This is a genomic window from Bacillus cereus group sp. Sample62 (assembly GCF_036851315.1).
Taxonomy (GTDB): Bacteria; Bacillota; Bacilli; order Bacillales; family Bacillaceae_G; genus Bacillus_A; species Bacillus_A wiedmannii.
The window spans coordinates 5,189,571-5,215,620 of sequence record NZ_JAFLPK010000001.1 but is presented as its reverse complement, the minus strand read 5'-3'; the positions used below and the strand labels follow the sequence as shown (position 1 = coordinate 5,215,620).

Below are 26,050 nucleotides of genomic sequence, written 5' to 3'. Positions count from 1 at the left end.
ATTTTTTTATTTTACTTTTTTCTTTTTGAACTTGCTTAATACTTCATAAACGATTGGTACAATAAGAAGTGTTAATAACGTTGAACTTGTTAATCCACCAATTACTGTTACACCAAGTCCTTTAGAAATTAGGCCGCTACCTTCAAATCCTAATGCAAGCGGGATAAGAGCACCGATTGTTGCAATTGCAGTCATTAAAATAGGACGAAGGCGTGTTGCACCGGCTTCCAACAAGGCTTCACGTGTTGATAGCCCGTCATTTTCCTTATGAATAACGCGGTCGATAAGTACGATAGCGTTTGTTACAACGATACCGATTAACATAAGTGCACCAATCATTGCAGAGACACTTAACGTTTCACCAGAGATTAATAAGGCAACAAGAGCTCCGATAATTGTGAATGGTAGCGAGAATAAAATTGCGAATGGTGCAAGGGCACCGCCAAATGTAACGACAAGAACGAAGTATACAATGGCAATCGCAGCTAACATCGCTAAGCCAAGTTGCTTGAATGATTCTTCAATATCTTTTGAAACGCCGCCCATAGAAACATCTACGCCAGAAGGAAGATCCATTTTATCTACTTCTTTTTGAACAGCGGCAGATGCTTTTGAAACGTCATCAGATGTTAGTTTTGCACTTACTTCCGCATAAACACGGCCATCGCGGTGTTTCACTGTATTCGAAGTTTCCCCTTCTTTTACAGTCATTACATCCTTCACAGCCACTTCATTACCAAGTGGTGTTGTAAGTTTTCTATTTGTTAAGTCATCGATTGTTTCATAATTTTGTTTTTCAGCTTCTACATATACATTGACATCTTTACCGTCTTTTTTAATTGTTGTCAGAACAGGGCGATCATGCTGATTAGAAAGTCCCATTCCAATTTGTGCAGCCGTTAGACCCATTTTACTTAGTTTTTCTTGATCTGCGACTAAAGTGTACTCTGCATATGTTTTTGCAATACTAGAGTCTATATCTTTTAAGTCTTTATTTTTTTTCATGATATTTTGAATATCTTTTACGACAGGTGTAATCTCTTCAGAGCTATCTCCGTAAACGTATAGTTTAATTTCATTACTACCGCCACCCGCTCCGAAATCTTGGTTTTTCCATTCACCTTTTCCAGACATCTTCTGTAAATCTTTAACGACTTGTTCTTTTTCTTTTTCGAAGTTTTTCGTGTCGTTATCGTATTGCACGAAGAACATTGCTTGGTTGGATTGACCAGGACTCATTGGATTTTCTCCACCTAATGAGAACTGAATTGTTTTCACGTCTTTATTATCTTGGAAGTGCTTCTCAGCTTTCGTTGCAATTTTTTCAACGTCTTCTAACGTTTGCCCTGGTTCAGGGTTGTACGTTGCAATGATCATTTTTTCTTCTTCAGCTGGTAAGAAACTTACACCGATAATTGGCACTAGTGCAAGACTACCAACTAATAGAAGGACAGCGATACTTGATGTAATGATTTTATGATTTAAAGCCCATGCAAGTATGCGTTTATACCCGTTTGCTAATTTACTTGGTTTTTCTTCATGATGTACTTCTTTTTCCCTCATGCTCTCTTTCTTAAATAAAGAGTGAGCTAGCATCGGCACGATCGTAACTGCTACTAGTAACGATGCTAATAAAGCGAAGACGATAGTTAAGGCAAATGGTAAGAACATTTCACCAATCATACCTTTTACTAGTCCAAGCGGTAAGAATACAGCGATTGTTACAATGGTAGAAGACATAATTGGAATGAACATTTCCTTCGTAGCTTCACGAATTAAATCTTTTCCGCGCAGTTTCTCTTCTGATAACGACATTCGTCGGTAAATATTTTCAATAACAACAATGGAGTCATCAACAACGCGCCCAATAGCGACTGTCATTGCTCCAAGTGTCATAATGTTAAGCGTAATATCCATTTGCTTTATGACTAATACAGCAATTAATAAAGAAAGTGGTATGGAAACGACAGAGATTAATGTTGTTCGAATATTGCGTAGGAACAGCATAATAATAACAATCGCAAAGATAGCACCAAAAATGGCTTTGCTCAGCATTGTTTCTACTGATTTCTCAATCGGTGCACCTTGGTCGAATGTTGAAATAATCTCTAAGTCTTTATATTTTTTCTCAAGGTCTTTTACTTTATCTTTCACTGCATTTACAACATCAACAGTATTCGCGTCAGCAGCTTTCACAATTTGAATTCCAATTGCTTCTTTTCCATTTGTTCGAGAAATAGATTCTGCTTTTCCGACTTCTTTAATGTCAGCAATTTCGTCTAATGTAACTGTCGGAATCCCGTTCATAGCCGCTGGATTCATTTGCGGTGTTTGTGCACCGGCTCCAGCGTTTTGACTACCTTGACCGCTCGGTGATGAAGGAACAGCTGGGATTTTTAATTCTTTTAATGCTTTAATTGTTGTAATATTTCCATCTACAACAACTGATTTTTCTGTGTCTTTAAATGTATATAAGCCAAGTGGTAAAGATACGTCCGATCCTTTAATTACATTTTTTACAGTATCTTCACTTAAACCTAATTCTTTCATCTTATCTTTCTTGAAGACAAGTTGTACTTCATCTACTTGTTGACCTGAAATTTGAACAGATGCGACCCCATCGAGTCCTTTTAATCCGGGAACAACATTTTTTTCTACATTTTCAGTTAAGGTAGCTAAAGATTCATTTTTACTTGCTACGCTTAACGAAATAACTGGAAACGCATTAAAGTTTACACGTGAAACTTTCGGGTCTTTTACACCTTCTGGAAATTTCACATTTGCGAGAGCTTCTTTAATTTCTGTTTCAGCCTTTTCCATATTTTTATCAAAGTCATATTCTACCTGAATAGAAGATGCGTTTTGAAAAGATGATGAACTAACAACGTTTACACCACTTAAATTTTGCAGTTGCTCTTCCATCGGTTTTGAAACTTTGTCAGCTACTTCTTCTGGTGTAGCACCAGGATAAACCGTGGTTACTGTTACAATCGGTGTTGTAATATCAGGAATTGTTTCCAGCTTCATGTTAAGCCCAGAATAAATACCTGCAATGGTAACAATAATGGTTAGTAGCCAAACTGCGAACTTATTTTTTAACGAGAAATTAATGAATTTGTTCATGTTTGCGCTCCCTTTTGTATTGTATTGACCAACTGGTCAGTCTAATACATAATATAACTGACTGATTGGTCAGCCGTCAATGAAAAGGGATGGTATAATAAATTCATAATAAGATGCGAGATTAAATTTAGGAGAGACATGATATGAAAGAAAAAGAGCGTTTAATTATAGAGATGGCTATGAAGTTATTTGCGACTAAGGGTGTAAATGCGACATCAGTACAGGAAATTGTGACCGCTTGTGGCATATCTAAGGGAGCTTTCTATTTATATTTTAAATCGAAAGATGAGCTTTTATTAGCAACACTTCGATATTACTATGACAAGATTCAAAATAAAATGCTGGATATTGAAAAAGAATCGTTATTGCCGCGTGAAAAATTTGCAAAGCAATTGCATTGTCAGTTTAATGATATACAAAAGCATAAAGAATTTATTATTATGCATGCGAGGGAAAATGCGATACCTTTTAATAAAGAAGTAGAAGAGTTTATGATGAGGATGAAGTTAGAGTCTCACGCATTTTATCGGAATAGTTTATTGTCTATTTATGGTGAAAAGGTTATGCCTTATTTATTAGATTTAGTCATTATGGTAGAAGGCATATGTCGTGGATATTTAGAACTAATCATTTTACAAGCACCAGAAATTGATTTATCTTATGTTTCTGCTTTTATTTTGAAAAGAGTAGATGATTTAGTAGATGGATTAGTAGAATCTTCGGAAGAACCTGTGTTACATGAAGAAAAGCTTGGAGAATTTCTTTGCAAATCAGAGCTTATTAAGGAGCAGGTTAAGGAACACTTTTTAAAAGAAATTATTGTTTTTAAACGCACATTAGCTGATCAACTAGAAGATGAGGAATTGCTTGTTACACTAGATGTTTTGGAGGCAGAAATGAGATTGCAAAATCCAAGGATCCCGGTCATTCAAGGGATGTTATCTAATTTAGAGATATATCCAAATTTAAAAGAATTTCGTTTGAGGATTATGGGGTATTACAATATAAAAAGGTAACAATGATAGTTTTCATTGTTACCTTTTTTATTATGCATTCACTTTTTCTTTTGTTTGTGTAGTCTCTTCTTGCTCAATATTGATTGTTTCTTTCACAATATAAATCGGACGGTTTTTACTTTCGTCATAAATACGAGCAATATACTGACCGACGATTCCAAGACCAAGTAACTGAATACCACTAAAGAATGTAATAGCAACCATAATAGATGCCCAACCTGTTTGTGTACCAGTGCCAATGATTTTTACAGTAATTGTATATAGTAAGACGATTATTGAAATAAGAACTGATAATAAGCCTAAAGTCATAACGATACGTAACGGCTTTGTTGAAAAGGCAATAATGCCATCTGATGCAAATTTAATCATTTTCTTTAATGGATATTTTGTTTCACCAGCAAAGCGCTCATCACGTTCATATTCAACATATGTTTGACGGAAGCCAACCCAAGACATCATACCGCGGATGAAGCGATTGCGTTCAGTCATTTGATTGAAAACATCAGCTACTTTGCGATCGATGATTCGGAAATCACCAGTATCTTTTGGGATATCAATATCAGACATGTAGTTTAAGAATTTATAGAAATATTTAGCTGTTAAAAGTTTAAACCAAGTTTCACCTTTACGTTGTTTACGTTTTGCATAAACAACTTCATATCCTTCTTCCCATTTTGCAATAAGTTCAGGAATAACTTCAGGTGGATCTTGTAAGTCTGCATCGATAATTACAATAGCGTCACCTTTTGCAGCAGCAATACCAGCTGTAACGGCTATTTGGTGTCCGAAGTTACGTGCGAAATCAACGATTTTTGTACGGTAATCATTTGCTGCAATCTCAGATAAGATTTCCATTGTACGGTCTGTGCTACCGTCGTTTACAAAGACAAACTCGTAATTAATATCATTTTGAAGCATAACGGACTTTAAACGGTTATAACATTCCTGTGCTACTTCTTCCTCGAAGTACATAGGAACTACAACCGAAATTAATTTTTGCATGTTGTATCCTCCGTAGTTTTAATAAGTTGTTTAAATTTAATTAGTAGCCTTTTCAGTTTGGTTGAATGTCCAAATTTTATTAAGCACAAAATTTATAACCATTCCGACACCAATTGCGAAAATCTGTGCAATTAACGCATTAAAGGTAAGTTTATCTACTAATATAAATAAACATAATGTATTAAAAGCCAATACAATTAAATTTACAGTTAGAAATTTAAAGAACATTGACGTACTTTTATTATTAGGTTTAAACACCCAATTTTTATTCCAATAGTAGCTATTGGCAACACCAATTAAATAGGCAATGGTATTCGCAATAAGGTAGTTCATCCCGAATTTTAATAATATCCAAAAGCTAATAATTGTAATGAGTGTATTAAAGATTCCTACTAAACCAAACTTTAAGAGTTTCTCCATAATAGTATCCTCAACTTTATAAAATATATAAATAAAACAGGAATGTAAAAAGGTTATTCGTACATAACAACTATCAATTATATCATAGTTTATGCTAAGATGTTATATGTTTTGGGTAGATATCATTTTAGGATATAAAATAAATCTGTTCATAATAAAAATGATTATTTTAAATTGGTATACTAGGAAATATAAAAGCAAACATGGAAATCATGCTAATATTAATGTATAGTAGCTGGTAGTGTAATTCTTTAGGAAATATAATGTTTTCCCATATAAATATGTTAAGGAGTGAGTTTTTTTGGAACGTTTTTCTGGATTGTTTTCAACCTTTTCTACACGTGCCATATACGGCATTTATAGCTTTTTCGTTGCAATATTAATTTTTGATTATTTTTCAGATACTCAAAAATATAATTATGTAATGATATTAGTTGGAGTTTTATTATTATGTACAATTGGAAACTTTATACTTAGCAGTGGATCGCTATACCTTGAAAGAGTAAATGAAAAAATATGTTTTTTTGTACTGCTAATTATTTGTGTAGCAGTGAAAACAGCGTGGATTCTTACATATAAGATTGATCCGATTGGTGATTATGAAGCCTTTTTTAATACGGCAAAAGCATTAGGTGACAACTTTGTTATTCATGATAGATATGTTGCATTATTTCCACATATTTTTGGGTATGCTTCATTCTTAAGTATCTTCCTAAAAATATTTGGGGCAAACTTTATGATTCCGCCAATTATTAATGTTGTTTTAACTACAATATCGATGGGATTAATATATTTTATAGCTAGAAGAATTGGTGGAGTGAGAACAGCGATAACAGCAAGTGTTTTATGGATTCTCTTGCCATCACAAACGATGTATAACATGTTTGCACTTTCAGAACCGTTGTATTGTACAATACTGCTATTAGCCTGGGCAATTATGATAATTGTTTATGATAAAATTGAAAATATAACAATTGCAAAGGTTCTTATGTATTCAATTCTAGTAGCTGCATTACTTGTATTAATAAATATGGCAAGACCAATTGCAGCAGTGCCAATTATAGCCCTAGCAATATGGATGTTTATTATAGATACAAAGCATATTGGGAATAAAAAGCTACTTATTAACAAGGTGGCATATGTAGGGGTTATCATTATTGGATACTTAATGATGTCTTCGGCGGTAAATCATTATGTAACATTACGTTTAGGTGAAGAGATAGCAACAGTGCCGGGATACAATATTCATGTAGGATTTAATAAGGGAGCTTCAGGAACATGGAATCCAGGAGATTCAGCATTACTATATCATTATAGTGGTCAACCAGGATGGAGTGCTCAGGATACTCAAAAGCAAATGCTTGAAGAAGCGAAAAAGAGAATCAAAAACGATGATATAGATTTCGGAAAACTAATGTACGATAAATTTATTATCTTCTTAGGGAATGATGATCAAGCTGTTAAGTACGCAGATCCAGTGATGGACCATAAAGTAGGATATACTATAATTTCTAATGTTTTCTATTACTTTTTACTAGCTACTTCACTGTTCGGAGCGTTAGTAGCTATAAAAAATAAAAATAAATCTTCACTTTTAATTATTTGTTTATATGCGATTGGGCTAACAATGGCACAAATGATAGTAGAAGTAGCACCGAGATATCATTATTCGGCTACAATACCTATGATCTTTTTAGCGGCTTTTGGTATTAAGCATATTTATAATAAAAAAAGTGACAGAGATATAGTAAAAAGATAAGTAAAAAAAGCAGTTGTTTCAAAAGGGTGTGTACGAATCCTTTTAGAAGCAACTGCTTTTTTACTTATAAAATTTGAAAGATAGTTCTTATTGGATTAAGCGTTTTGCTGAGCCCATTTCTCTACATCCCAAGTTTTTGTTATCCAATCTTCATAAAATTCTGGTTCGTGGCATACAAGAAGAATTGTTCCTTTGTATGCTTTCATCGCTTTCTTCAACTCTTCTTTTGCTGTAACATCAAGGTGGTTTGTTGGCTCATCAAAGAGTAGCCAGTTACTTTCTTCACCCATTAGTTTACATAAACGAACTTTTGCTTGTTCGCCACCGCTTAATTGATTCAGTGGACGAGAGATATGTTCGTTTTTTAAACCGCATCTTGCTAACATTGCACGTACTTGATGTTGGTCTAAGCTAGGGAATGTATTCCAAACATCATCAATTGGTGTTATATTATCAGCTTTTACTTCTTGCTCGAAGTAGGATGGGTTTAAGAAGTCACCAAGACTTGTTTTTCCGCTTAATGGTTTAATCTTACCTAAAATCGTTTTTAACAGTGTTGACTTACCGACACCATTACATCCAACAATTGCAATTTTTTCACCACGTTCAATTGTCATTGTTAATTTCGGTAATAACGGATGTGTATATCCAATCTCTACATTTTCCCCTTCGAAGACAAATCGACTACTTGCGCGACTTTCTTTAAAGGAGAACTCAGGCTTAATCGCTGTTTCAGGACGATCGATACGCTCCATGCGATCAAGTTGTTTTTGACGGCTCTTCGCACGGCCTGTTGTTGAGTAACGGGCTTTATTTTTTGCAATAAAATCTTCTTGTTTTTTAATAAACTCTCGCTGCTTTTCATAAGCATTGATATGTTGATTTTTATTGATTTCTGCCAGCTCTAGGAATTTTTCATATGTTGCTGTATAACGCGTCATTTTTGTAAATTCTAGATGGAAAATAACATCGACACATTTATTCATAAATTCCGTATCATGGGAAATTAATAGGAATGCATGTGGATATTCTTTTAAATAACTTGTTAACCAATGGATATGTTCAACGTCTAAATAGTTGGTAGGCTCATCTAATAGTAATACTTCTGGTTGCTCAAGTAGTAACTTTGCAAGTAATACTTTTGTACGTTGTCCACCACTTAATGCAGCAACATCACGATCTAGACCAATTGCATCAATTCCAAGGCCGCGCGCTGCTTCTTCAATTTTAATATCTAATAAATAGAAGCCACCTGCTTCAAGGGCATCTTGAATTTCTGCCATTTGTTCAAGAAGTTCCTCTAATTCTTCTGGTGTAGCAGTTCCCATTTTTTCTGCAACTTCATTTAAAGCTTTTTCTTTTTCAAATAAAGGTAAAAACGCATCTGCTAATACGTCACGGATCGTGCGACCAGGTGTTAAAATGGTATGTTGGTCTAAGTAACCATAATTTGTACCAGGTGTCCATTCTACACGACCTTCGTCATGGATAAGCTGACCAGTAATTATATTCATAAATGTTGATTTACCAACACCGTTTGCTCCAACTAATCCAACATGTTCTCCTGCGAGTAAGCGCATGGATACATCTCTAAATAATGTACGATCACCAAATGTATGGCCTAATTTTTCAACAGTTAATAAGCTCATAATGTCCTCCGTTCATTTCTAAATAGTGTCTTGAATCATGATACTAAATTCTTGGATATAATGCTATCATTTCAAAAATATATAATATAATTGACCAGTGGGGGATGCGATTATAAAAGAATGATGGGTTACTTTGCAAGAAAGAAGCGATGCAAGAGAAATAAAAAATAAGGTGTAACCATTTAATAAAAGTGGTTACACCTTGTTTTTTATTTTAAATATCCACGAACAATACCGCGTAAACGATTTGCGTGGAATTTGCGCTTATCATTAGAAATATTTTGTGTCATACGGAATGTTGCCGCAGCGACAGCACGTAAGAAATAAGGGAATCCATAGTGTAAGCGAATAACCCTACCAAAACCACCAGCATAAGAAATGGCACGTTTTAATGATTGTTCATTAATAATTTCCTCTTTTACAGGATGGTATACGAACAGATCTTTTCTAAATAAACCAGTATAATTTTGTTTCATACCACGTAGTACAAAGTCAGTTTCTTCACCAGCTCCATAAATTGTGCCAGAACCAACACCTAAATCTTCATCAAATGTACCTACATCTTGTACAAATTGTTTTGTGAAGAATAGTGTGAAAGAAGGCCCCATGAATCCATACTTATTATTTAAAATAATATCTGTATTCGGTGGGTGTATTAAAGAACCTGTTCCTTCCACATTTGTAGTGTTTGTTGAGATGAAATGAACATCTTTATTAGAGTTGAAAGTTTCTAATATACTCTCTAAAACATTTGTTTCATAAATACAATCATCATCTGGAAAAGCGATGATATCACCATCTGCTACTTTTAAGCCTGCATTTCGAGCTCTCGATAGTCCTTTAATAGGTGTATAAATGTAATGAATAGAAAATTTTTCTTTATATTCATCAAATAAATCAGAGATTGGCGTATCATTTTGATCTACTACGATAAGTTCAAAGTTTTTGTAAGTTTGTTGTTCAAGTGATTTTAGTAAGTCAAGAATATCATCACGTCTGCCACAAGTAGCCATGATTAAAGAAAATTTCAAGTTTAACAGCTCCTTTTAGAGATTGCGTTTAAGCTTTTTTGAATCGTGCCAGTATCTTTTCAAGTAGTGAAAATAGAATTTCATCCTTTGTTATAAAGAGGATAAGGGCATATGTTAATCCACATGTCATTATTACTAGGATAACTTGTAGTATTTGCCCAGATACGAGCATATCAATAACGAATGCTATCGGTACAAATGTTAGTGAATAAAATAGATATTTAAGTTTGTGTATATCGAATAACGTATAATTCACTTTTAGTTTCTTTTTCACATAAATATATTCAAATGTGATTAAGAAACAATTCGCAATTGTTGTTGTGAAAATTGCGGTTGTTGGTGTAAGTACATGGAAGTATATTAGTGCAATATTGGATGTTAAGTTGATAAATCCGCAAATAAATAAAAAGCGCACTAAAATGCTTTCTTTCTTTTTCACATAGATAATTTGATTTGATAAAATGGACTCAATACCGACTGTAATCATATAAAAAGCAAAAACAATTAGTGTATTACCAGCCCCAGCGAATTCTTGTCCACCGTAAATAACAACAGCTCCATGAGCAATGAGCATTAAACCAATTGCAGCAGGGAATAGGGTAATGAAATATACTTTTGAAATTTTGTTTAATAATGATTCGTATTCCATTTCAGATGCGTTACCTGATAAATAAGACAGTCTCGGAACGGTTACTTGTACAACACTTAACATAAGTGTATTAATAATCATCATAATTTGAAAAGCCATTACGTAATATGCAACTTCTATCTTTCCAACATATACCCCTAAAACAAGACGATCTAATTGAGTATATAAAATATTAGCATTTGAAAAAATCACGACTAATAGTAACGGTTTTAAATGAGGAATAATAGTTAAGTCCGAAAAATCAAATTTAACTTGGCGTTTCACATATACAAAGCTAATAGAGTGATTTAAAAATGTTGATAATACTAATAAACCAGCAAATGTTTTGTAATCGTCGGCCCCATGAATGAAAGAGAAAAGAAGCACAACATAGATTAATCGAACGATAACTGTTTTTTTAGTGATGAAGTCATAATTTTCATATGCCTCATTGAACCATTCCACATAAAACATATTAGAAATAAAATTGAAACCGAAAATAAGAAGAACAGGAAATAGACTTTCATGTCCATATCCAATATAACTAAAGAGCACAAAGGCCGATAAAGCCAAAATACTAGTTGTGAAATTAATTACATAGAGACTTGTAAATAACTTAGAAACTTTCTTTTTATCGTTTTTAATTAAGCTAATTTCACGTAAACCATATTGATATACACCAAATACGGCGAACACGAAGAAGTAATTGAAAAAAGTTTCAGCAACGTTAACGGTTCCAATTGAATTTGCTCCTAACGTTCGATATGCGTAAGGACCAACTAGAATTGGAAGTATAATATTAAACGTGTTGAGCAGTATTTTATAAAAAATATTTGAAGCAATTGATTTCTGCATGATTTCACCTTTCCATTAAAATAATCCAGTTTCATTAAAACACTTGCTATGTCATAGTAAGCTTTTTTACTAGAGTTAATTCTCTCAATATAATGAAGTGTAAGGTGTTTTCTACACTGTTTACAAATCCTTAAATTGTTTGTTGACCACCCGTATAAGTGTACCCTACATAAACTTTGTAAAGCAACTGTTGATGGGATAGAACCGTATTATAAAGTGAAACTTTAATCAGTGGGGGTTTGTACATTCCCTATTGATTATCAGCCCTCATCAATCGGGCGTTTACGGGCAACAGGGGGCTCACGCCTAACGTCTTTGCTCCCGCCGGATTTTGACGTGGGGGTTTTACAGCCCGCAAATAGCAGGATAAATGAGACTTTATTAATTAGAAGAAGTTAATAGCGAACGGATATGTATAAAAATATTACATAATATGTGTGAAAAGGAGTAATGGTTGTATGAAGGTGTGGAATTGTTTATAAAAAATGAGCGAATATGTGATAGCTATTCGCTCAAAAGATGTTTTAATGGTGAAGGTCTATATACTCCAAGGTTTACTTAAAGTTAGAACTTCAGCCATTTCCTTGCTTTTTACACGCCCTTTTTTTCTATTTTCTGCACGTTCTGAACCAGTTGTGTGTAGCCAATGTTCTTCTTCAGTTTCAGGTAGTACTTGTGGAACAGATGAAGGTTTTCCATCTTTTAACGCAACGAATGTAATGAAACATGTTGCAGCTATTCTACGCTCGCCTGCCAATAAATTCTCTGCAATTACTTTTACGAACACTTCCATTGAAGATTTTCCTGTATAACATACGAATGCCTCGTAACAAACAGAATCTGCTTGATGAATTGGAGTTAAAAAATCAACAGAATCGATAGATGCTGTTACGCAATGTTTACGGCTATGTCTTGCAGCTGCAATTGAAGCGATACTATCAATTTCTGCTAATAATTTTCCTCCGAAAAGTGTTTGATGATTATTTAAATCATTCGGAAAAACACGTGTTGTTTTAATTGCTTTGGATTCTCGCATGAATTTCTTTTCCATATGGTCAGCCCCTATTTTCTGTTTTCAATCAGAATGACATGTATTGTAAGTGGAGTACAAAAATATTAAAAATCGATAGATATTTAATGAAGTAAAGAATTCCAGAAGAGGGTTAGGAAAACTTCTGTATTTGTATTCATGTAACTGAAAGAAAAGTTATCTTATATAAAGTGTAGTGTAAAAGAGGATTCGCTTACATTGCAAGTGAAAAAATTAGGACCCTGTATTTGTCATAGAAATTCCCTATCAGCTGTGTACCTATTCATGATAGAATCGTTTTGTTATGAATGGAAATAGAGGTGCAATGGACATATGAATCATATACAAACAAATTTTTCGTCTTTTTTCAGTAAAATAATGATTGGTGCGATGCTCGCATTTTTTGTTTATAGTTGTTGGTCTGCGTTCGAAACAAGTAAACAATTTTTTGGAGACAGTACAACAAGTGTAACAATTGTATTGGTTATTTTCGTTATTCTCATGCTGTTAGTAGCATCGATTTTACAGTATCGTTTTACAGATAAACAATTTCTTATTTTTCTTATCAGTACATCTGTAGTTGTGAGACTTAGTATGGTTTTATTTGTAGACGTTCCGATAATCGGTGATATGAAAGCTACGTTTGAGTCTGCAAAGCAGGTTGCAATTGGAAATAGCGTAGAGAATATAGCGCAGTTACCTTTTATTATTTATGAATCAATTATTATTCGTATATTTGGCGATACAGTATTCGCATTGCAGTTATTTAATATTTTATTTTACACAGGGACTGCATTTTTCATTTATCGTATTGCAGCAATAGTTTTTGGAGAAGAATGCGGTCGTATTGCGTCTGTATTTTACGCTTTATATATTCCAAATATATTTATGAGTTCTCTATTAACATCAGAATCGCTCGCAATATTTTTATTTTATCTAGCTTGTTACATACTTTTATATAAAGGTTTAGATCATCCTTATATGTGGGTGCTTTCAGCAATTTTATTTGCATGTAGTAATATGATTCTCCCATTGGGGTTATTTCTTCCTATTTTTATTGCTGTATATGTGTTGTTAATTGAACTCTTTCAATCAGCAATGAAGCAAAAAGTACTATTAAAGATGATAGGGATACTTATTCTATTTTATAGTGCTCATTTTGGTGTGAGTTATGGAATTCAGACAATGGGAATGTCACAATATACAATTTCAAATGAGACGTATGTTCAATCTGTTTTAATTGGAAAAGGTAAAAATGAGGAAAAAGTAACAAAGAATCAAAACGTAACAGAGCATATTGATCAAAAGCTAAAAGAGATTGAAGAAGAAAGATTTAAACTTTTAAAGCCAGTAATTAATCAATTCTCAGGTGAGGGAATACATTCTATTCTATTTAAATGTGAAAAACTTATATATATAGCGGTAACATTATTTATGTCGATAGCTTTATTACACTTTCTTATTAAGAAACAACAAAACGAAGGATATATGTTGTTCTTATTGTTAATTAGCGGATACGTATTGTTAAGACTCTTCCAAGTAGATATGGCATATTACAATCTTATAGTGCCAGCTTTGTTTATTTTGCAAAGCTTTGGTGTTTATATGAGTTATGTGTATTGTCAAAAAATATTCTTCAGAAAATAAAAAGAATCCAGTTTGGATTCTTTTTTTATGGGTGGAAGATGAGGACTATGAGTCAGCGGAGATGAAGAACCTCTACTGACATAAGCTTCACCCTATCTATTCAGTTCTAGTTGTAAACTATCAGCTGTTAGAGCCATTTTTGAGGAATCGTCTTGAATTCCTTTCATTACTTGTGAAATGGTTTCTAACTCATTTTCAATTTTTTTATTCTGTTCTTTCGAATTAGACATGTCTTTTACAATTTCTTGGAAGTATTGATCTGTTGCAGACATACTATCCGTTCCTTCAGATACGAGGGAGCTAATTTGTTTCACTGAAGAAGAGACACGAACAATTTGTTCATTTGTTTTTTCAACGAGCTTTGTAACGTTGAATATAGATTCTTTCGTTTGCTCTGATAACTTGCGAATTTCTCCAGCTACAACAGAAAAGCCTTTGCCAAATTCCCCAGCACGTGCAGATTCAATAGCAGCATTTAGTGCGAGCAAATTTGTTTGCTCTGCAATTGATTTTACAATGTCTATAATCTCGTTAATTTTGTTAGAAATATCGAGAAGTTCATGAGTATCTGTAATAATCGTTTCCATGTTTGTTTGAATGTATTCCATTCGTTTATTTTGCTGATTTAATTGTTCTTTCCCTTTATTCGCTTTTTCTTCTGATGTTGTAGCTAATGATGTACCTGTTTTGGCAATTTCTACAATTGTTTCAGATTTAGCGGTTAACTGTTGAATAGAAGCGCTCGTTTTTTCAGATACAGATGCTAGTTCTGTTGCAATATGCGTAATGGTCATAGCTGTTATTTCTTTTTCTTTTTCAAGTTCTTTTTGCATGCTTTCATATTCAGATTCATAAGCCGCAATAACGAGTTCTTGTTCGAGAGTAAATAATTTATTTATTACGTTTATAGAATAAGAAAAATCGTCAATTGTTGTAATTTTCGTTTTTAAAATCTTCATGATAGAGCGGAATAATTCTTGATAAGCAGCTGTATACCACTTTCTATGTAACCCAATTTGTACATGCCTTTTTGCAATTCTAACGCGTTGTTCAATAAAATCTTCATGCATATCTCCGTTGAATAATTCTTTTATATGCGTTTTTAAAGTTTGCTTTAATTTTGGAATAGAGCTATAACGTTCAATAATAGTAATTAAATTAGGTTGTTTTGTAATATTGGCATAGAATTTTTCCGTAATCCAATCAATTTCTTCATAAATAAAGGGCTGTAGTACCTTTACGATTTGTAAATCTTCTTTTGAAATATGTAGCATATCCATTTGAATCTGCAGTTCAGAATTAGTAGGCACGTTAAAAGTGATTTTTTGATCCTTACTTAATTCAAGTATACTGGCGTTTGTTTTATTTGTATGTTTTTTAAAAACCCCAAGCATCGTTCTTCCCCCTGTATATAAAGCGTTTTCATTTTCGGTTCTAATATAATTATATATTTTTATATACAATTACTCTATATTAGTGTGTAGAATAGTATATAAATTAAGAGAATTCTATGTAGAATCCTCTTAATGGCCTTTATTAATTTTAGCATGTGTTTTAAAGAAAACTGGGAAATGTACATTATATATTACAGTGACAACACGAATAATGAATGTTACTAATAAACAAACATAGAAAGCTAATACGTGTGCCCCCATTGCATATGTGATTAGGAAACTAATTGCTCCTAAGATAGAAGCGATTGCGTAAATCTCTTTTCGGAATACGTAGGGGATATCTTGAGCGCAAATGTCACGCAAAATACCGCCTCCAATACCTGTAATGACTCCCATTGAAACAACTAAAAATGAGGCGTCAACATGATGTGACATTGCCGCATTTGCACCAATGGCTGTAAAAACACCTAAGCCAACAGCATCAGAAAGCATGATAACGACTTGCAGTTTATTGATACGCTCAAAAAACATACAAGTAAATAATGCTGATAATACACTTACAAAAAAGTAAATGGGTTTAACAAATGCGACAGGAGGCAGGTTACCGATCATAATATCACGAATAATACCGCCGCCGAGCGCAGTGGCTACAGCTAAACAAAGGACACCGAATAAATCTAAATCTTTTTTTAAACCAACTAATGTACCAGAAATAGCAGCGGCGATAATGCCAAGAAACGTAAATATGTCGATTAATAACATTGCTGTAATCCCTTCCTCCTAAAGATGTTCCAGAGAAAAAATATACACTAAAGTTATGTAAATAACAATGCATTTTCTTTACATGTAGAAAAAAAGAAAAAATGAGGAAAGAAAGCGCTTGAAAATGCAAATATGCTTTTTTCTATAAGGTAAGATTGGGGAGAAATGTGAGACGTTTAATTAAAAAATATATGTTATAATAAATATTTGAGATAAGAAAAAAATATTAACAGTATAGATTGAAATTAGGTAATAGTTATGGAGGTTCTAGATGTTAAGCGAAAATAGTAAAAGTAATAAATTTGAAAATTTCCTATTAATCTTTATTTTGTTGCAACCGATTTTAGATTTACTTACAGCGTTCTGTATCATGGTTTTAAAAATTGATACGACCATTGGAGTTATTACACGCTTATTCGTTATGTTCCTAAGCGGGATATATATTTTAATTCAAACGAAGAAACAAGGAAATATAAAATATATATTGTATATAATCTTAGTGGGAATAGTCTTCACCATCGGATTGATAAATAATAAGCTTACAAAAGATCCTATGGTACTTACAGAGGAAATTAAATTTATAGCGAAAGCATTATATCCGTTTGTTATGCTTACTTGTTATGTGTTTGTATTTAAGTCTTTAAAAGAGAAAAGCCATTCAAATTCAAAAATGCGTGACTATATTACGTATGCATCGCTAATTATAGGAGTAGTCATGGTAGCTTCGATTACTACTGGAACAGATTATAATAGTTATGAATGGGTAAAGTTAGGATCACGCGGTTGGTTTTATGCAGGTAACGAGCTAGGGTCTATTTTAGCCATCATGTGTCCAATTGTTATTTTGTATTCAATTGAAAGAACAAAAAGTATAGGTAAAGCGTACTATTGGATTCCTTCAATTTTAGTTGTTTATTCACTATTTGCAATTGGGACAAAGGTTGGCGTAGGAGCAATCTTTGGATCAATGGCTATCGCAGTTGTTATGTGCTTTATTCAGGCATTTACACAGCGTAAAGATGGAAAGAAACATGCCTATTTATTAAATGGTTTTCTTGCAATAACTGTATTTGTAGGCATATTGGCATATACACCTTTTTCACCGTTTATGAAAAATATGGGATTCCATTTCCAATTAATTGAACAAGAACAGAGTGCGAAAAAGGAAGAGAAAAAGAAGGAGGAAGCTAAAGAGCACAAACCTCCTGTGACAGAGCAAGAAAAAGAGAAAGAAAAAGCAAAAGAAAAAGTAGCGGAGAAGAAAGAAGAAACGCAAGCGCTTATTTTTAGTGGGCGTCAATTATTTGAACAGATGTATAAAGATTTCTATAATGAAGCCCCAATGTCTCAAAAATTATTAGGAATGGGTTATGCTGGTAACTATAAAGAACAGCCGAAATTAATTGAACGTGACTTCCACGATTGGTTCTATTCTTTCGGAATCATAGGGTTCATTTTACTTGTAATTCCATTCTTATACTTTGGTATTAAATTTATTGCATGTATATTTACTAAATTTAAACAAATATTCACAGTGAAATATGCAATGATGATTGCAGCAATACTTCTCGGATTAGGTATCTCATTCATGGCTGGTCATATTTTAATTGCACCTGGAGTGAGTTTCTACTTAGTATTAATCATGGCATATTTAATAGTTGACTTGGAAATTGAATGATAGAAAAATAAAAGCTAGCATAATGTTAGCTTTTATTTTGTTATAGTAAATAAAAAGAAAAAAATGGGGGATGTAAGAAATGAAAGTGTTGCATATGAATGCTGGTGCAGAAGAGGGTGGGGGGAAAACACATATTATTTCACTTTTATCTCAATTTTCAAAGGAAGAAGTGGAATTAATGGTATTTGAAGAAGGTGCGATTGCTCGAGAGGCGAGAAACCTTGGTATTCAAGTACATGTTTTTACCCAATCATCTCGGTACGACCTATCAATTCTTTCAAAAATAAAAGCATTTATTAATGAAAATCAATTTGACATTGTGCATACACATGGCGCGCGAGCAAATTTCTATCTCTCCCTCTTGAAAAAAGGTATAAAAGCGAAATGGATAATGACTGTCCACAGTGATCCAACTTTGGATTTTATGAAGAGGGGATTAAAAGGATGGGTATTTACGAAGTTAAATTTACGTTCTTTCAGGAAGGTAGATCTATTCTTTGCAATTACGGAAAACTTTAAGAGAAACATAATAAAACTAGGTGTACCAGAAGAGAAAATTTGTACGGTTTATAATGGAATTGAGTATGATAGTACTTCAGCAAAACCTTATGATAAGAGTGAATTTGGCATCGATGAAGGAGTATTTACAGCCATTCAAGTAGCACGTCTTCATCCTGTTAAAGGTCATGATATTTTATTTGAAGCGTTACAAAAAATTAAAATTCAAAATATAAAGGTGCTCTTGCTTGGTGATGGACCTATAGAAGCAGAATTAAAAGAGATGGTGAAACAAAAGGGCTTAGAGGATCAGGTGATGTTTTTAGGTTTTCGTACAGATTCCAAAGAATTATATGCATCTGCACACATTAATTTGTTAACCTCTTATAGTGAAAGTTTTCCTCTTGTTTTATTAGAAGCGGCTAATCAGCGCTTAACATCTATTGCAACAAATGTAGGTGATATGAGAAAGTTAATAGTTGATGATACGTATGGATGGGTTGTACCAATTGGTGATGCAGACTCGTTAGCAAACGCGTTAGAAAATGCTTATGAAAAATGGTTGAATGGTGAATTAGAAGCGATGGGAAATCGTTTATATAATCATGCATCTACTCATTTCTCGCTAAAAAATTTGTATGAAGATACTTATAATGCATATAAAAAACTTTTACTGAAATAGAGAGGATAGTTAATCATGGAAGTAAAAACGGTTGATATTCTAGGTGTTCCTTTTTCTACAATGACAATGGATGAAACAATCCAATATTTGAAGGGACAACTAGAATTGGAGCGAACTCATACTTTTCAGGTAGTAACAGCAAATCCTGAAATTGTTATGTGTGCAAAAAAGGATGAAATATTCCATAAAACATTATTAAATACAGATTTAATTACACCTGATGGTATTGGAGTTGTAAAAGCAAGCGGTATACTTGGTACACCTGTAAAGGAACGTGTAGCAGGTTTTGATTTAATGTGTAATCTATTTGCAAAGTTATCAGAGGAGAATAAACCGGTATCTGTTTTCTTACTTGGTGCAAAACCGCATGTTGTACAAGCTGCAGCAGATCATTTAACGAAGACATATTCAGCTGTATCTATTGTGGGTACACAAGATGGGTACTTTAAACAAGAAGAAGAAGAGAGTATCGTTTCTCGTATTCAAGAAGCAAAACCAGATTTATTACTTGTCGCGCTTGGTTTCCCAAGACAAGAGAACTTTATCCAAACTAATAAGCATCGTTTAGAAACGAAGATGGCTGTTGGAGTGGGCGGAAGTTTAGATGTATGGGCTGGAGAGGTAAAACGTGCACCAAAATGGATTCAAGCGATTAACTTAGAGTGGTTTTATAGATTGTGTAGTAATCCAACGCGCTGGCGTCGTCAGTTAGTATTAGCGGAATTCTTAAAGGAAGTCATGCGTTCGAAAAAGTAGCGGAATATCGCTACTTTTTTATTTGGTCATTTTTAATAAAGTGAGGTTTTACTCATCCACCACTGATGGTTAACCCTCACCAATCGGACGTTTAACGGCAGTTGATTTTCCATCTAACCTCTTTGCTTCAGCTGAATTTTGAGGTGGGGTTCTTACTGCCCTCAAATAGTAGGATGAGTATTTTACTTTTTGGGCATGATGAAGGAGAATTTTTTGTACGAAAGTATTTTACTTATACAATTCACACATGTAAAATGATGTGTAAAGACAGCTGTGTAAGGAGGACTTCTTATGGGCAAGGTGAAAGAAATTTCGCAGCGAAAGCTACTTGGTATAGCAGGGCTTGGATGGTTATTTGATGCAATGGATGTTGGAATGCTTTCATTTGTAATGGTAGCATTGCAAAAAGATTGGGGATTAAGTACGCAAGAAATGGGCTGGATAGGCAGCATTAATTCAATTGGTATGGCAGTCGGAGCACTTGTTTTTGGAATACTATCAGATAAAATAGGGCGGAAATCAGTTTTTATTATTACATTATTACTATTTTCTATCGGTAGTGGTTTAACTGCTTTAACGACGACACTTGCGATGTTCCTTGTTTTACGATTTTTAATTGGTATGGGGCTTGGCGGAGAACTTCCAGTTGCTTCTACATTAGTATCAGAGAGCGTTGAAGCGCATGAACGTGGCAAAATAGTTGTGCTATTAGAAAGCTTTTGGGCAGGTGGATGGCTAATTGCAGCTCTTATCTCGTATTTTGTTATTCCGAAATATGGTTGGGAAGTTGCAATGGTATTGAGCGCGGTTCCGGCCCTATATGCTTTATATTTAAGATGGAATTTACCGGATTCCCCAAGATTTCAAAAGGCTGAAAAAAGACCATCTGTTATCGAAAATGTAAAGTTAGTTTGGTCTGATGAATATCGTAAGGCAACAATTATGTTATGGATTCTATGGTTTTCTGTTGTCTTTTCTTACTATGGGATGTTCCTTTGGTTACCTAGTGTAATGGTATTAAAAGGATTTAGTTTAATAAAAAGTTTCCAGTACGTACTTATTATGACGTTAGCTCAATTGCCAGGATATTTCACGGCTGCTTGGTTTATTGAACGACTTGGTCGTAAGTTCGTTTTAGTTACGTATTTAATTGGTACAGCGTGTAGTGCTTACTTGTTTGGAGTGGCGGAGTCATTAACAGTATTAATCGTAGCAGGCATGTTACTATCCTTCTTTAATTTAGGTGCTTGGGGTGCATTATATGCTTATACACCGGAGCAGTATCCAACGTTTATTCGTGGTACAGGTGCAGGGATGGCAGCAGCATTCGGTCGTATTGGTGGTATTCTTGGGCCGCTATTAGTAGGATATTTAGTTACTTCACAGGCTTCACTATCACTAATATTTACGATTTTCTGTGGATCAATTTTAATTGGCGTAGTTGCTGTAATTGTACTTGGGCAAGAAACGAAGCAACGAGAATTAGTATAAGGTGAAACTTTAATCGGTGAGGGATTTATCCCCCACTGATTATTAGCCAGCACCAATTGTGTTTTTGGGGAAGTAACACTCATTTCTTCGCATTCAGTGAGTGTTACTTCCTACAAATAATGGAATAAAAGGACAGGGGGAACCGTCGTGGTTTCCTTTTTTCTGTTTTTTTAGATAAATAATGGTATAGTAAGAAAAAGGGAATGTTTCTTATAAAAGCGAATGTATACAACAAGACATATGGACAAAAGAATTAGGTGGTTGAAGAAATGAAAATTTTACTGATCATGGAAGAAGCAGAAGAGCGAAGAAGTTTAGCTGAAAAATTTACTGAAAATATAAGGAATGTAGAATGTTTTGAAGCGAATACGGGAACAGAATCCTTATTTATTATGAAAAAGCATACACCAGATTTTGTTTTCTTGAATTCAAAATTACTAGATGGAACTGGTTTTGAATATGCGAGTTTATTACGGGAAGTAAATTGTTATACGAAATTGATTTTTATGGGTAAAGATATAGAAGAGTCGATTACGGCATTTCGTTTTCAAGCATTCTATTATTTACTACGCCCATTTCGTGAGGAAGATTTGCAATTCCTTCTATATAGAATGTGTAAAGAGCAAGGCGAGAAAGCAAAGAGTTATTTACGAAAACTACCGATAGAAGGTCAAGAGGGAATTCGGTATATTTTCCCTGAAGATATTGTATATGTAAGCAAAAATAAGGAAAACAAAACGGTTTCAATTTATACAACAAATAATCAGTATATTTCAACATATACACTTCAGGAGCTGGAAAATAAGCTAAATGCATATGATTTTTTACGTGTGCATAAAAGTTATTTAATTAATATGTCATATGTACAAGAACTAAAACCTTATTATAATGGCACATATAATCTGTATTTAGATAAATATGATGAGCAACCGATTCCAGTTAGTCGTAATTATGTGAAACGACTTCGAAATAAGATTGAATTATAGTAGGTAATGCGAGTTTTTTAACATGATAAACTAAAAATCCTTCATGATAAGGAGGATTCAAATTAAATATTCAGAAAATTTAGTACAATCCCACTAAGCAATAGTATTGGGGGGATTGTATGTGAAAACATTGAAGTCGATTTTACTATGGGGGGTTATTGCAGCAGTAGGCGCAGGTGCATTTGGTGTAATAGCTTTATCACAAGGTGAAACTATTAATGCCGTGTGGCTCCTAGTAGCTGCGGTATGTGTGTATGCAGTTGCTTACCGCTTTTATAGTAAATTTATAGCGAGAAAGGTATTTGGTTTAGATAATAATCGGCAAACGCCAGCCCATACATTAAACGATGGAAAAGATTATGTTCCGACAAATAAGTGGGTATTATTTGGGCACCATTTTGCAGCAATTGCTGGGGCAGGCCCTTTAGTAGGACCGATTTTGGCAGCGCAAATGGGATATTTACCAGGGACAATATGGATTATTGTTGGGGTAGTTGTCGCTGGAGCTGTACAAGATTTTGTGATTTTATTTGCTTCGATGAGACGGAATGGTAAATCTTTAGGAGAAATGATTAAAGATGAGATTGGTCCTGTTACAGGGCTTATTGCAATGATAGGCATTTTAGGCATTATGATTATTTTATTAGCGGTATTAGCATTAGTAGTAGTAAAGGCGCTTGTCGGAAGTCCTTGGGGAATGTTTACAATAGCAGCAACGATTCCTATCGCTATTTTAATGGGAGTGTACATGCGCTACATTAGACCTGGCCGAGTTGGTGAAGGGTCAGTAATCGGAATTATTCTACTTATACTGTCTCTTATTGGAGGACAGTATGTAGCAGAACATCCAACGCTTGCAAGCATGTTCACGTTTAGCGGTGAAACGATTGCTATTATGCTTATTGTATATGGATTTATCGCATCGGCATTACCAGTTTGGATGCTTTTAGCACCACGTGATTATTTAAGCACATTTTTAAAAGTCGGAACAATCGTTGGATTAGCAATTGGTATTTTAATTGTAGCACCAGATTTACAAATGCCAGCAGTTTCGAAGTTTATCGATGGAACAGGTCCGGTTTTCTCTGGAAACTTATTCCCATTTTTATTTATTACAATTGCTTGTGGTGCGGTGTCTGGATTCCATGCTCTCGTTTCATCAGGTACGACGCCAAAAATGATTGAACAAGAGGGACACGCACAGCCAATCGGTTATGGGGCAATGTTAATGGAATCATTTGTAGCGGCGATGGCGATGATTGCAGCTTGTGTATTAACACCAGGAACGTATTTTGCGATTAATAGTCCCGCAGCACTTATCGGTACGGATGTCTCGCAGGCAGCTCAAGTTATTTCTTCATGGGGATTTGCTATTACACCAAATGAACTAAAAGATCTTGCTGTAAACGTTGGAGAGCAAACGATTTTATCACGCACAGGTGGTGCACCAACGTTAGCGATAGGTATGGCATATATTTTCTCACAAGTAATAGGTGGAACGGCCATGATGGCCTTTTGGTATCATTTTGCGATTCTTTTTGAAGCGCTATTTATTTTAACAACGATTGATGCTGGAACGCGTGTAGGCCGATTTATGATTCAAGATATTTTAGGGCATGTATATAAGCCATTTGGGAAAACGGATTCTACATTAGCGAATGTGATAGCTACAACGTTATGTGTATTAGGATGGGGTTATTTTTTGTACCAAGGGGTAGTAGATCCGCTTGGTGGAATTAATACATTATGGCCACTTTTCGGTATTGCAAATCAAATGTTAGCAGGTATTGCATTATTACTTGGAACGACAATTTTGTTCAAAATGGGGAAAAAGGCATATGTTTGGGTGACACTTATTCCAACTGTTGGATTGCTTATTGTAACGATGACGGCGGGTTATCAAAAGCTATTTCATGAAAATCCTAAAATAGGATTTCTATCTCATGCAAAGGTGTTCCAGGGAGCATTAGATGAGGGGAAAGTGCTAGCACCAGCTAAAACTGTTGCTCAAATGAAGCAAATTATTTTCAATGATTATATTGATGCAGCGCTTTGCGGGATTTTTATGATAGTTGTAATAGCTGTATTAATTTCTGCAATTCGAATTTGGATTCAAGTATTAAGAAATAAGCCGATGCCGCTAAAAGAGGCGCCATATATTTCTAGAGATGAAAGTGAGTCGAGGAACTATTATGCTTAAACGACTACGGAAAGTATGGGGACAAAGAAAACACTTTATTAGTTTACTCGTTGGGGTACCAAGTTATGAAACATATGTAGAGCATATGAAAAAGCATCATCCAGAAGAAGAGGTTGTATGTCAAAAACAATTTTTTGCAGAAGCGCAAGAGGCTAGATTTAATGCAAAGGGCGGAAAGATATCACGCTGTTGTTAATAAAAAGGGCGAATTTTCGTCCTTTTTTTATTTTTGCTGTTTCACGTGGAACAGCAAAAAATAAATAAAAGCTTTGGGAATTATAGGGATTTCGTATACAATAAAATAAGGAAAGGGATAGATGGAAAAGTAGGGAGATTATTTTATGTTAAGGGATCTATTTGTAAACACAACAATTATTCTTTCCTTTATTTTTATTGGAGGTCAGCTTTTAAGAGACAAGCCATTAAAAGAAGGGTTCTCTTTTTGGCAGAAATGTGTAGTAGGTGTTTTTACTGGAATATTAGGTATATTACTAATGTATTTCGGTGTTCATGTTGGTACTATCCTATTGGATTTACGCTACTTAGCCGTCATTCTAGCCGTTATAATTGGAGGACCAATAGCGAGTACTATAACAGTTGGTATAATTTTAGTAACTAGATTATTATTTATGGATTATTCATTAGCTTCTCAAGTAGCTTTTTATACAATCATTGCGATAGGGATAGGTAGTATCTTTATTTCGCGTATGAAGCTTTCTTTAGCAGAAAAGTGGGCATGGTTACATACATATATTTTATCTATTCTAATCCCAGCGCTATATATATGGTTAATTAAAGACATCCACATAGTGGGATTATATTTATTTTCTAGTATTGTTACAGGATATATCACGTTTTTTAGTGCAAATTACGTATTGCAATCCAATGAGCTATTTCAAACGATGAAGCAATATGCAACGATAGATGCATTGACAGGTTTAGGAAACGTAAGACAGTTTGATTTAGAGATGAATCGTCATATTGGGAGTAAGCGTATGGAAAATGATTCAATTTGTTTACTACTTATAGATATTGATCACTTTAAGTGTGTAAATGATACGTATGGGCATCCTGCAGGAGACGAAGTGTTAAAACAAATTGGATGTATTTTAAGAGAAATTTCACCGTTTCCAGATTTGGCCTTTCGAAAGGGTGGAGAGGAGTTTGCACTTTTGATACCAAAGAAGGGATTAGCTTATGGAATGCGTACAGGGGAACAAGTTCGCACAGTTGTTGAAAAACATCCATTTCAATTGCTAAATGGAACAAAAATAAAAATTACAGTTTCAGTGGGAATTTCAGTGTATGAAGAATCACCAGAGCTATTTATTCAAGCTGCTGATGATGCATTATATTACTCCAAAAGAAATGGTAGAAACCAGGTTAGTTCTGCATCTTAAAGATAGGATGACCAGAAGAGCTTATAAAAAAACACCCACAGAG

At 34.2% G+C, this 26,050-nt stretch carries 20 protein-coding genes; 11 read left to right on the top strand and 9 right to left on the bottom strand.

Annotated elements, in window-relative coordinates; all coding sequences use genetic code 11:
• Nucleotides 1–6: 6 nt before the first annotated feature.
• Nucleotides 7–3,123 (bottom strand): efflux RND transporter permease subunit, encoded by a 3,117-nt coding sequence (locus J0835_RS26750; RefSeq protein ID WP_087983442.1) that lies wholly within the window; start codon nt 3,121–3,123, stop codon nt 7–9.
• 143 nt (nt 3,124–3,266) lie between these two features.
• On the opposite strand from J0835_RS26750, the gene J0835_RS26745 reads away from it, so the two are divergent.
• Nucleotides 3,267–4,139, top strand: coding sequence for a TetR/AcrR family transcriptional regulator (locus tag J0835_RS26745; protein WP_087983440.1), 873 nt, complete (start codon nt 3,267–3,269; stop codon nt 4,137–4,139).
• A 30-nt stretch (nt 4,140–4,169) separates the two neighbouring features.
• On the opposite strand, the gene J0835_RS26740 is transcribed toward J0835_RS26745, so the two are convergent.
• Nucleotides 4,170–5,141, bottom strand: coding sequence for a glycosyltransferase family 2 protein (locus J0835_RS26740; RefSeq protein ID WP_087983438.1), 972 nt, complete (start codon nt 5,139–5,141; stop codon nt 4,170–4,172).
• 36 nt (nt 5,142–5,177) lie between these two features.
• Nucleotides 5,178–5,561 (bottom strand): GtrA family protein, encoded by a 384-nt coding sequence (locus tag J0835_RS26735; RefSeq protein WP_000413281.1) that lies wholly within the window; start codon nt 5,559–5,561, stop codon nt 5,178–5,180.
• A gap of 301 nt (nt 5,562–5,862) precedes the next feature.
• Between J0835_RS26735 and J0835_RS26730 the strand changes: the two genes are divergently transcribed.
• Nucleotides 5,863–7,320: a glycosyltransferase family 39 protein gene (locus J0835_RS26730; protein ID WP_087983436.1), complete on the top strand. Its 1,458-nt coding sequence runs from the start codon at nt 5,863–5,865 to the stop codon at nt 7,318–7,320.
• 95 nt (nt 7,321–7,415) lie between these two features.
• On the opposite strand, the gene J0835_RS26725 is transcribed toward J0835_RS26730, so the two are convergent.
• From J0835_RS26725 to J0835_RS26710, 4 genes are all read right to left on the bottom strand, one after another.
• Nucleotides 7,416–8,969: an ABC-F family ATP-binding cassette domain-containing protein gene (locus tag J0835_RS26725; protein ID WP_087983434.1), complete on the bottom strand. Its 1,554-nt coding sequence runs from the start codon at nt 8,967–8,969 to the stop codon at nt 7,416–7,418.
• A 209-nt stretch (nt 8,970–9,178) separates the two neighbouring features.
• A complete protein-coding gene (locus J0835_RS26720) occupies nt 9,179–10,000 on the bottom strand; it encodes a glycosyltransferase family 2 protein (RefSeq protein ID WP_087983432.1) in 822 nt (273 codons plus the stop codon).
• 28 nt (nt 10,001–10,028) lie between these two features.
• Nucleotides 10,029–11,483 (bottom strand): oligosaccharide flippase family protein, encoded by a 1,455-nt coding sequence (locus J0835_RS26715; RefSeq protein WP_087983430.1) that lies wholly within the window; start codon nt 11,481–11,483, stop codon nt 10,029–10,031.
• A 538-nt stretch (nt 11,484–12,021) separates the two neighbouring features.
• On the bottom strand, nt 12,022–12,534 hold the full coding sequence (locus J0835_RS26710) for an acyl-CoA thioesterase (protein ID WP_048560471.1): 513 nt from the start codon (nt 12,532–12,534) through the stop codon (nt 12,022–12,024).
• 312 nt (nt 12,535–12,846) lie between these two features.
• Between J0835_RS26710 and J0835_RS26705 the strand changes: the two genes are divergently transcribed.
• Complete coding sequence (locus J0835_RS26705) at nt 12,847–14,160, top strand: ArnT family glycosyltransferase (protein WP_087983428.1); 1,314 nt, start codon at nt 12,847–12,849, stop codon at nt 14,158–14,160.
• Between the two features lie 92 nt (nt 14,161–14,252).
• Here J0835_RS26705 and J0835_RS26700 read toward each other — a convergent pair whose 3' ends face one another.
• Nucleotides 14,253–15,623 carry a globin-coupled sensor protein gene (locus tag J0835_RS26700; RefSeq protein WP_442893513.1) on the bottom strand — a complete coding sequence of 457 codons (1,371 nt, stop codon included), beginning with the start codon at nt 15,621–15,623 and terminating at the stop codon, nt 14,253–14,255.
• A gap of 60 nt (nt 15,624–15,683) precedes the next feature.
• On the bottom strand, nt 15,684–16,316 hold the full coding sequence (locus J0835_RS26695; RefSeq protein ID WP_000924376.1) for a trimeric intracellular cation channel family protein: 633 nt from the start codon (nt 16,314–16,316) through the stop codon (nt 15,684–15,686).
• A 271-nt stretch (nt 16,317–16,587) separates the two neighbouring features.
• Between J0835_RS26695 and J0835_RS26690 the strand changes: the two genes are divergently transcribed.
• The 8 genes from J0835_RS26690 (at nt 16,588) to J0835_RS26655 (ending at nt 26,007) form a co-directional block, all read left to right on the top strand.
• The gene (locus J0835_RS26690; RefSeq protein WP_087983424.1) at nt 16,588–17,994 is read left to right on the top strand and encodes an O-antigen ligase family protein; all 1,407 of its coding nucleotides are present in this window, start codon (nt 16,588–16,590) and stop codon (nt 17,992–17,994) included.
• A gap of 79 nt (nt 17,995–18,073) precedes the next feature.
• Nucleotides 18,074–19,174: a glycosyltransferase family 4 protein gene (locus J0835_RS26685; RefSeq protein WP_087983422.1), complete on the top strand. Its 1,101-nt coding sequence runs from the start codon at nt 18,074–18,076 to the stop codon at nt 19,172–19,174.
• Nucleotides 19,175–19,189: 15 nt separating this feature from the next.
• Nucleotides 19,190–19,930, top strand: coding sequence for a WecB/TagA/CpsF family glycosyltransferase (locus J0835_RS26680; protein ID WP_087983420.1), 741 nt, complete (start codon nt 19,190–19,192; stop codon nt 19,928–19,930).
• 291 nt (nt 19,931–20,221) lie between these two features.
• Nucleotides 20,222–21,421, top strand: a complete 1,200-nt coding sequence (locus tag J0835_RS26675; protein WP_087983418.1) for an MFS transporter — start codon at nt 20,222–20,224, stop codon at nt 21,419–21,421.
• Between the two features lie 269 nt (nt 21,422–21,690).
• Nucleotides 21,691–22,407, top strand: a complete 717-nt coding sequence (locus tag J0835_RS26670; RefSeq protein WP_087983416.1) for a LytR/AlgR family response regulator transcription factor — start codon at nt 21,691–21,693, stop codon at nt 22,405–22,407.
• A gap of 121 nt (nt 22,408–22,528) precedes the next feature.
• Nucleotides 22,529–24,607 carry a carbon starvation protein CstA gene (gene cstA / locus J0835_RS26665; protein ID WP_087983414.1) on the top strand — a complete coding sequence of 693 codons (2,079 nt, stop codon included), beginning with the start codon at nt 22,529–22,531 and terminating at the stop codon, nt 24,605–24,607.
• Nucleotides 24,600–24,803, top strand: coding sequence for a YbdD/YjiX family protein (locus J0835_RS26660; RefSeq protein ID WP_048560464.1), 204 nt, complete (start codon nt 24,600–24,602; stop codon nt 24,801–24,803). Before cstA ends, J0835_RS26660 begins: the two co-directional genes overlap by 8 nt.
• 145 nt (nt 24,804–24,948) lie before the next feature.
• Nucleotides 24,949–26,007, top strand: coding sequence for a GGDEF domain-containing protein (locus J0835_RS26655; protein WP_087983413.1), 1,059 nt, complete (start codon nt 24,949–24,951; stop codon nt 26,005–26,007).
• Nucleotides 26,008–26,050: the final 43 nt, after the last annotated feature.

What these genes read in the sequence shown, in the direction of transcription:
- J0835_RS26690 (WP_087983424.1), top strand. Translation starts at nt 16,588, where the DNA reads ATGTTAAGCGAAAATAGTAAAAGTAATAAATTTGAAAATTTCCTATTA.
- J0835_RS26660 (WP_048560464.1), top strand. Translation starts at nt 24,600, where the DNA reads ATGCTTAAACGACTACGGAAAGTATGGGGACAAAGAAAACACTTTATT.
- J0835_RS26735 (WP_000413281.1), bottom strand. Translation starts at nt 5,561, where the DNA reads ATGGAGAAACTCTTAAAGTTTGGTTTAGTAGGAATCTTTAATACACTC.
- J0835_RS26745 (WP_087983440.1), top strand. Translation starts at nt 3,267, where the DNA reads ATGAAAGAAAAAGAGCGTTTAATTATAGAGATGGCTATGAAGTTATTT.
- J0835_RS26740 (WP_087983438.1), bottom strand. Translation starts at nt 5,141, where the DNA reads ATGCAAAAATTAATTTCGGTTGTAGTTCCTATGTACTTCGAGGAAGAA.
- J0835_RS26705 (WP_087983428.1), top strand. Translation starts at nt 12,847, where the DNA reads ATGAATCATATACAAACAAATTTTTCGTCTTTTTTCAGTAAAATAATG.
- J0835_RS26710 (WP_048560471.1), bottom strand. Translation starts at nt 12,534, where the DNA reads ATGGAAAAGAAATTCATGCGAGAATCCAAAGCAATTAAAACAACACGT.
- J0835_RS26715 (WP_087983430.1), bottom strand. Translation starts at nt 11,483, where the DNA reads ATGCAGAAATCAATTGCTTCAAATATTTTTTATAAAATACTGCTCAAC.
- J0835_RS26680 (WP_087983420.1), top strand. Translation starts at nt 19,190, where the DNA reads ATGGAAGTAAAAACGGTTGATATTCTAGGTGTTCCTTTTTCTACAATG.
- J0835_RS26670 (WP_087983416.1), top strand. Translation starts at nt 21,691, where the DNA reads ATGAAAATTTTACTGATCATGGAAGAAGCAGAAGAGCGAAGAAGTTTA.
- J0835_RS26750 (WP_087983442.1), bottom strand. Translation starts at nt 3,123, where the DNA reads ATGAACAAATTCATTAATTTCTCGTTAAAAAATAAGTTCGCAGTTTGG.
- J0835_RS26675 (WP_087983418.1), top strand. Translation starts at nt 20,222, where the DNA reads ATGGGCAAGGTGAAAGAAATTTCGCAGCGAAAGCTACTTGGTATAGCA.
- J0835_RS26655 (WP_087983413.1), top strand. Translation starts at nt 24,949, where the DNA reads ATGTTAAGGGATCTATTTGTAAACACAACAATTATTCTTTCCTTTATT.
- J0835_RS26685 (WP_087983422.1), top strand. Translation starts at nt 18,074, where the DNA reads ATGAAAGTGTTGCATATGAATGCTGGTGCAGAAGAGGGTGGGGGGAAA.
- J0835_RS26695 (WP_000924376.1), bottom strand. Translation starts at nt 16,316, where the DNA reads ATGTTATTAATCGACATATTTACGTTTCTTGGCATTATCGCCGCTGCT.
- J0835_RS26725 (WP_087983434.1), bottom strand. Translation starts at nt 8,969, where the DNA reads ATGAGCTTATTAACTGTTGAAAAATTAGGCCATACATTTGGTGATCGT.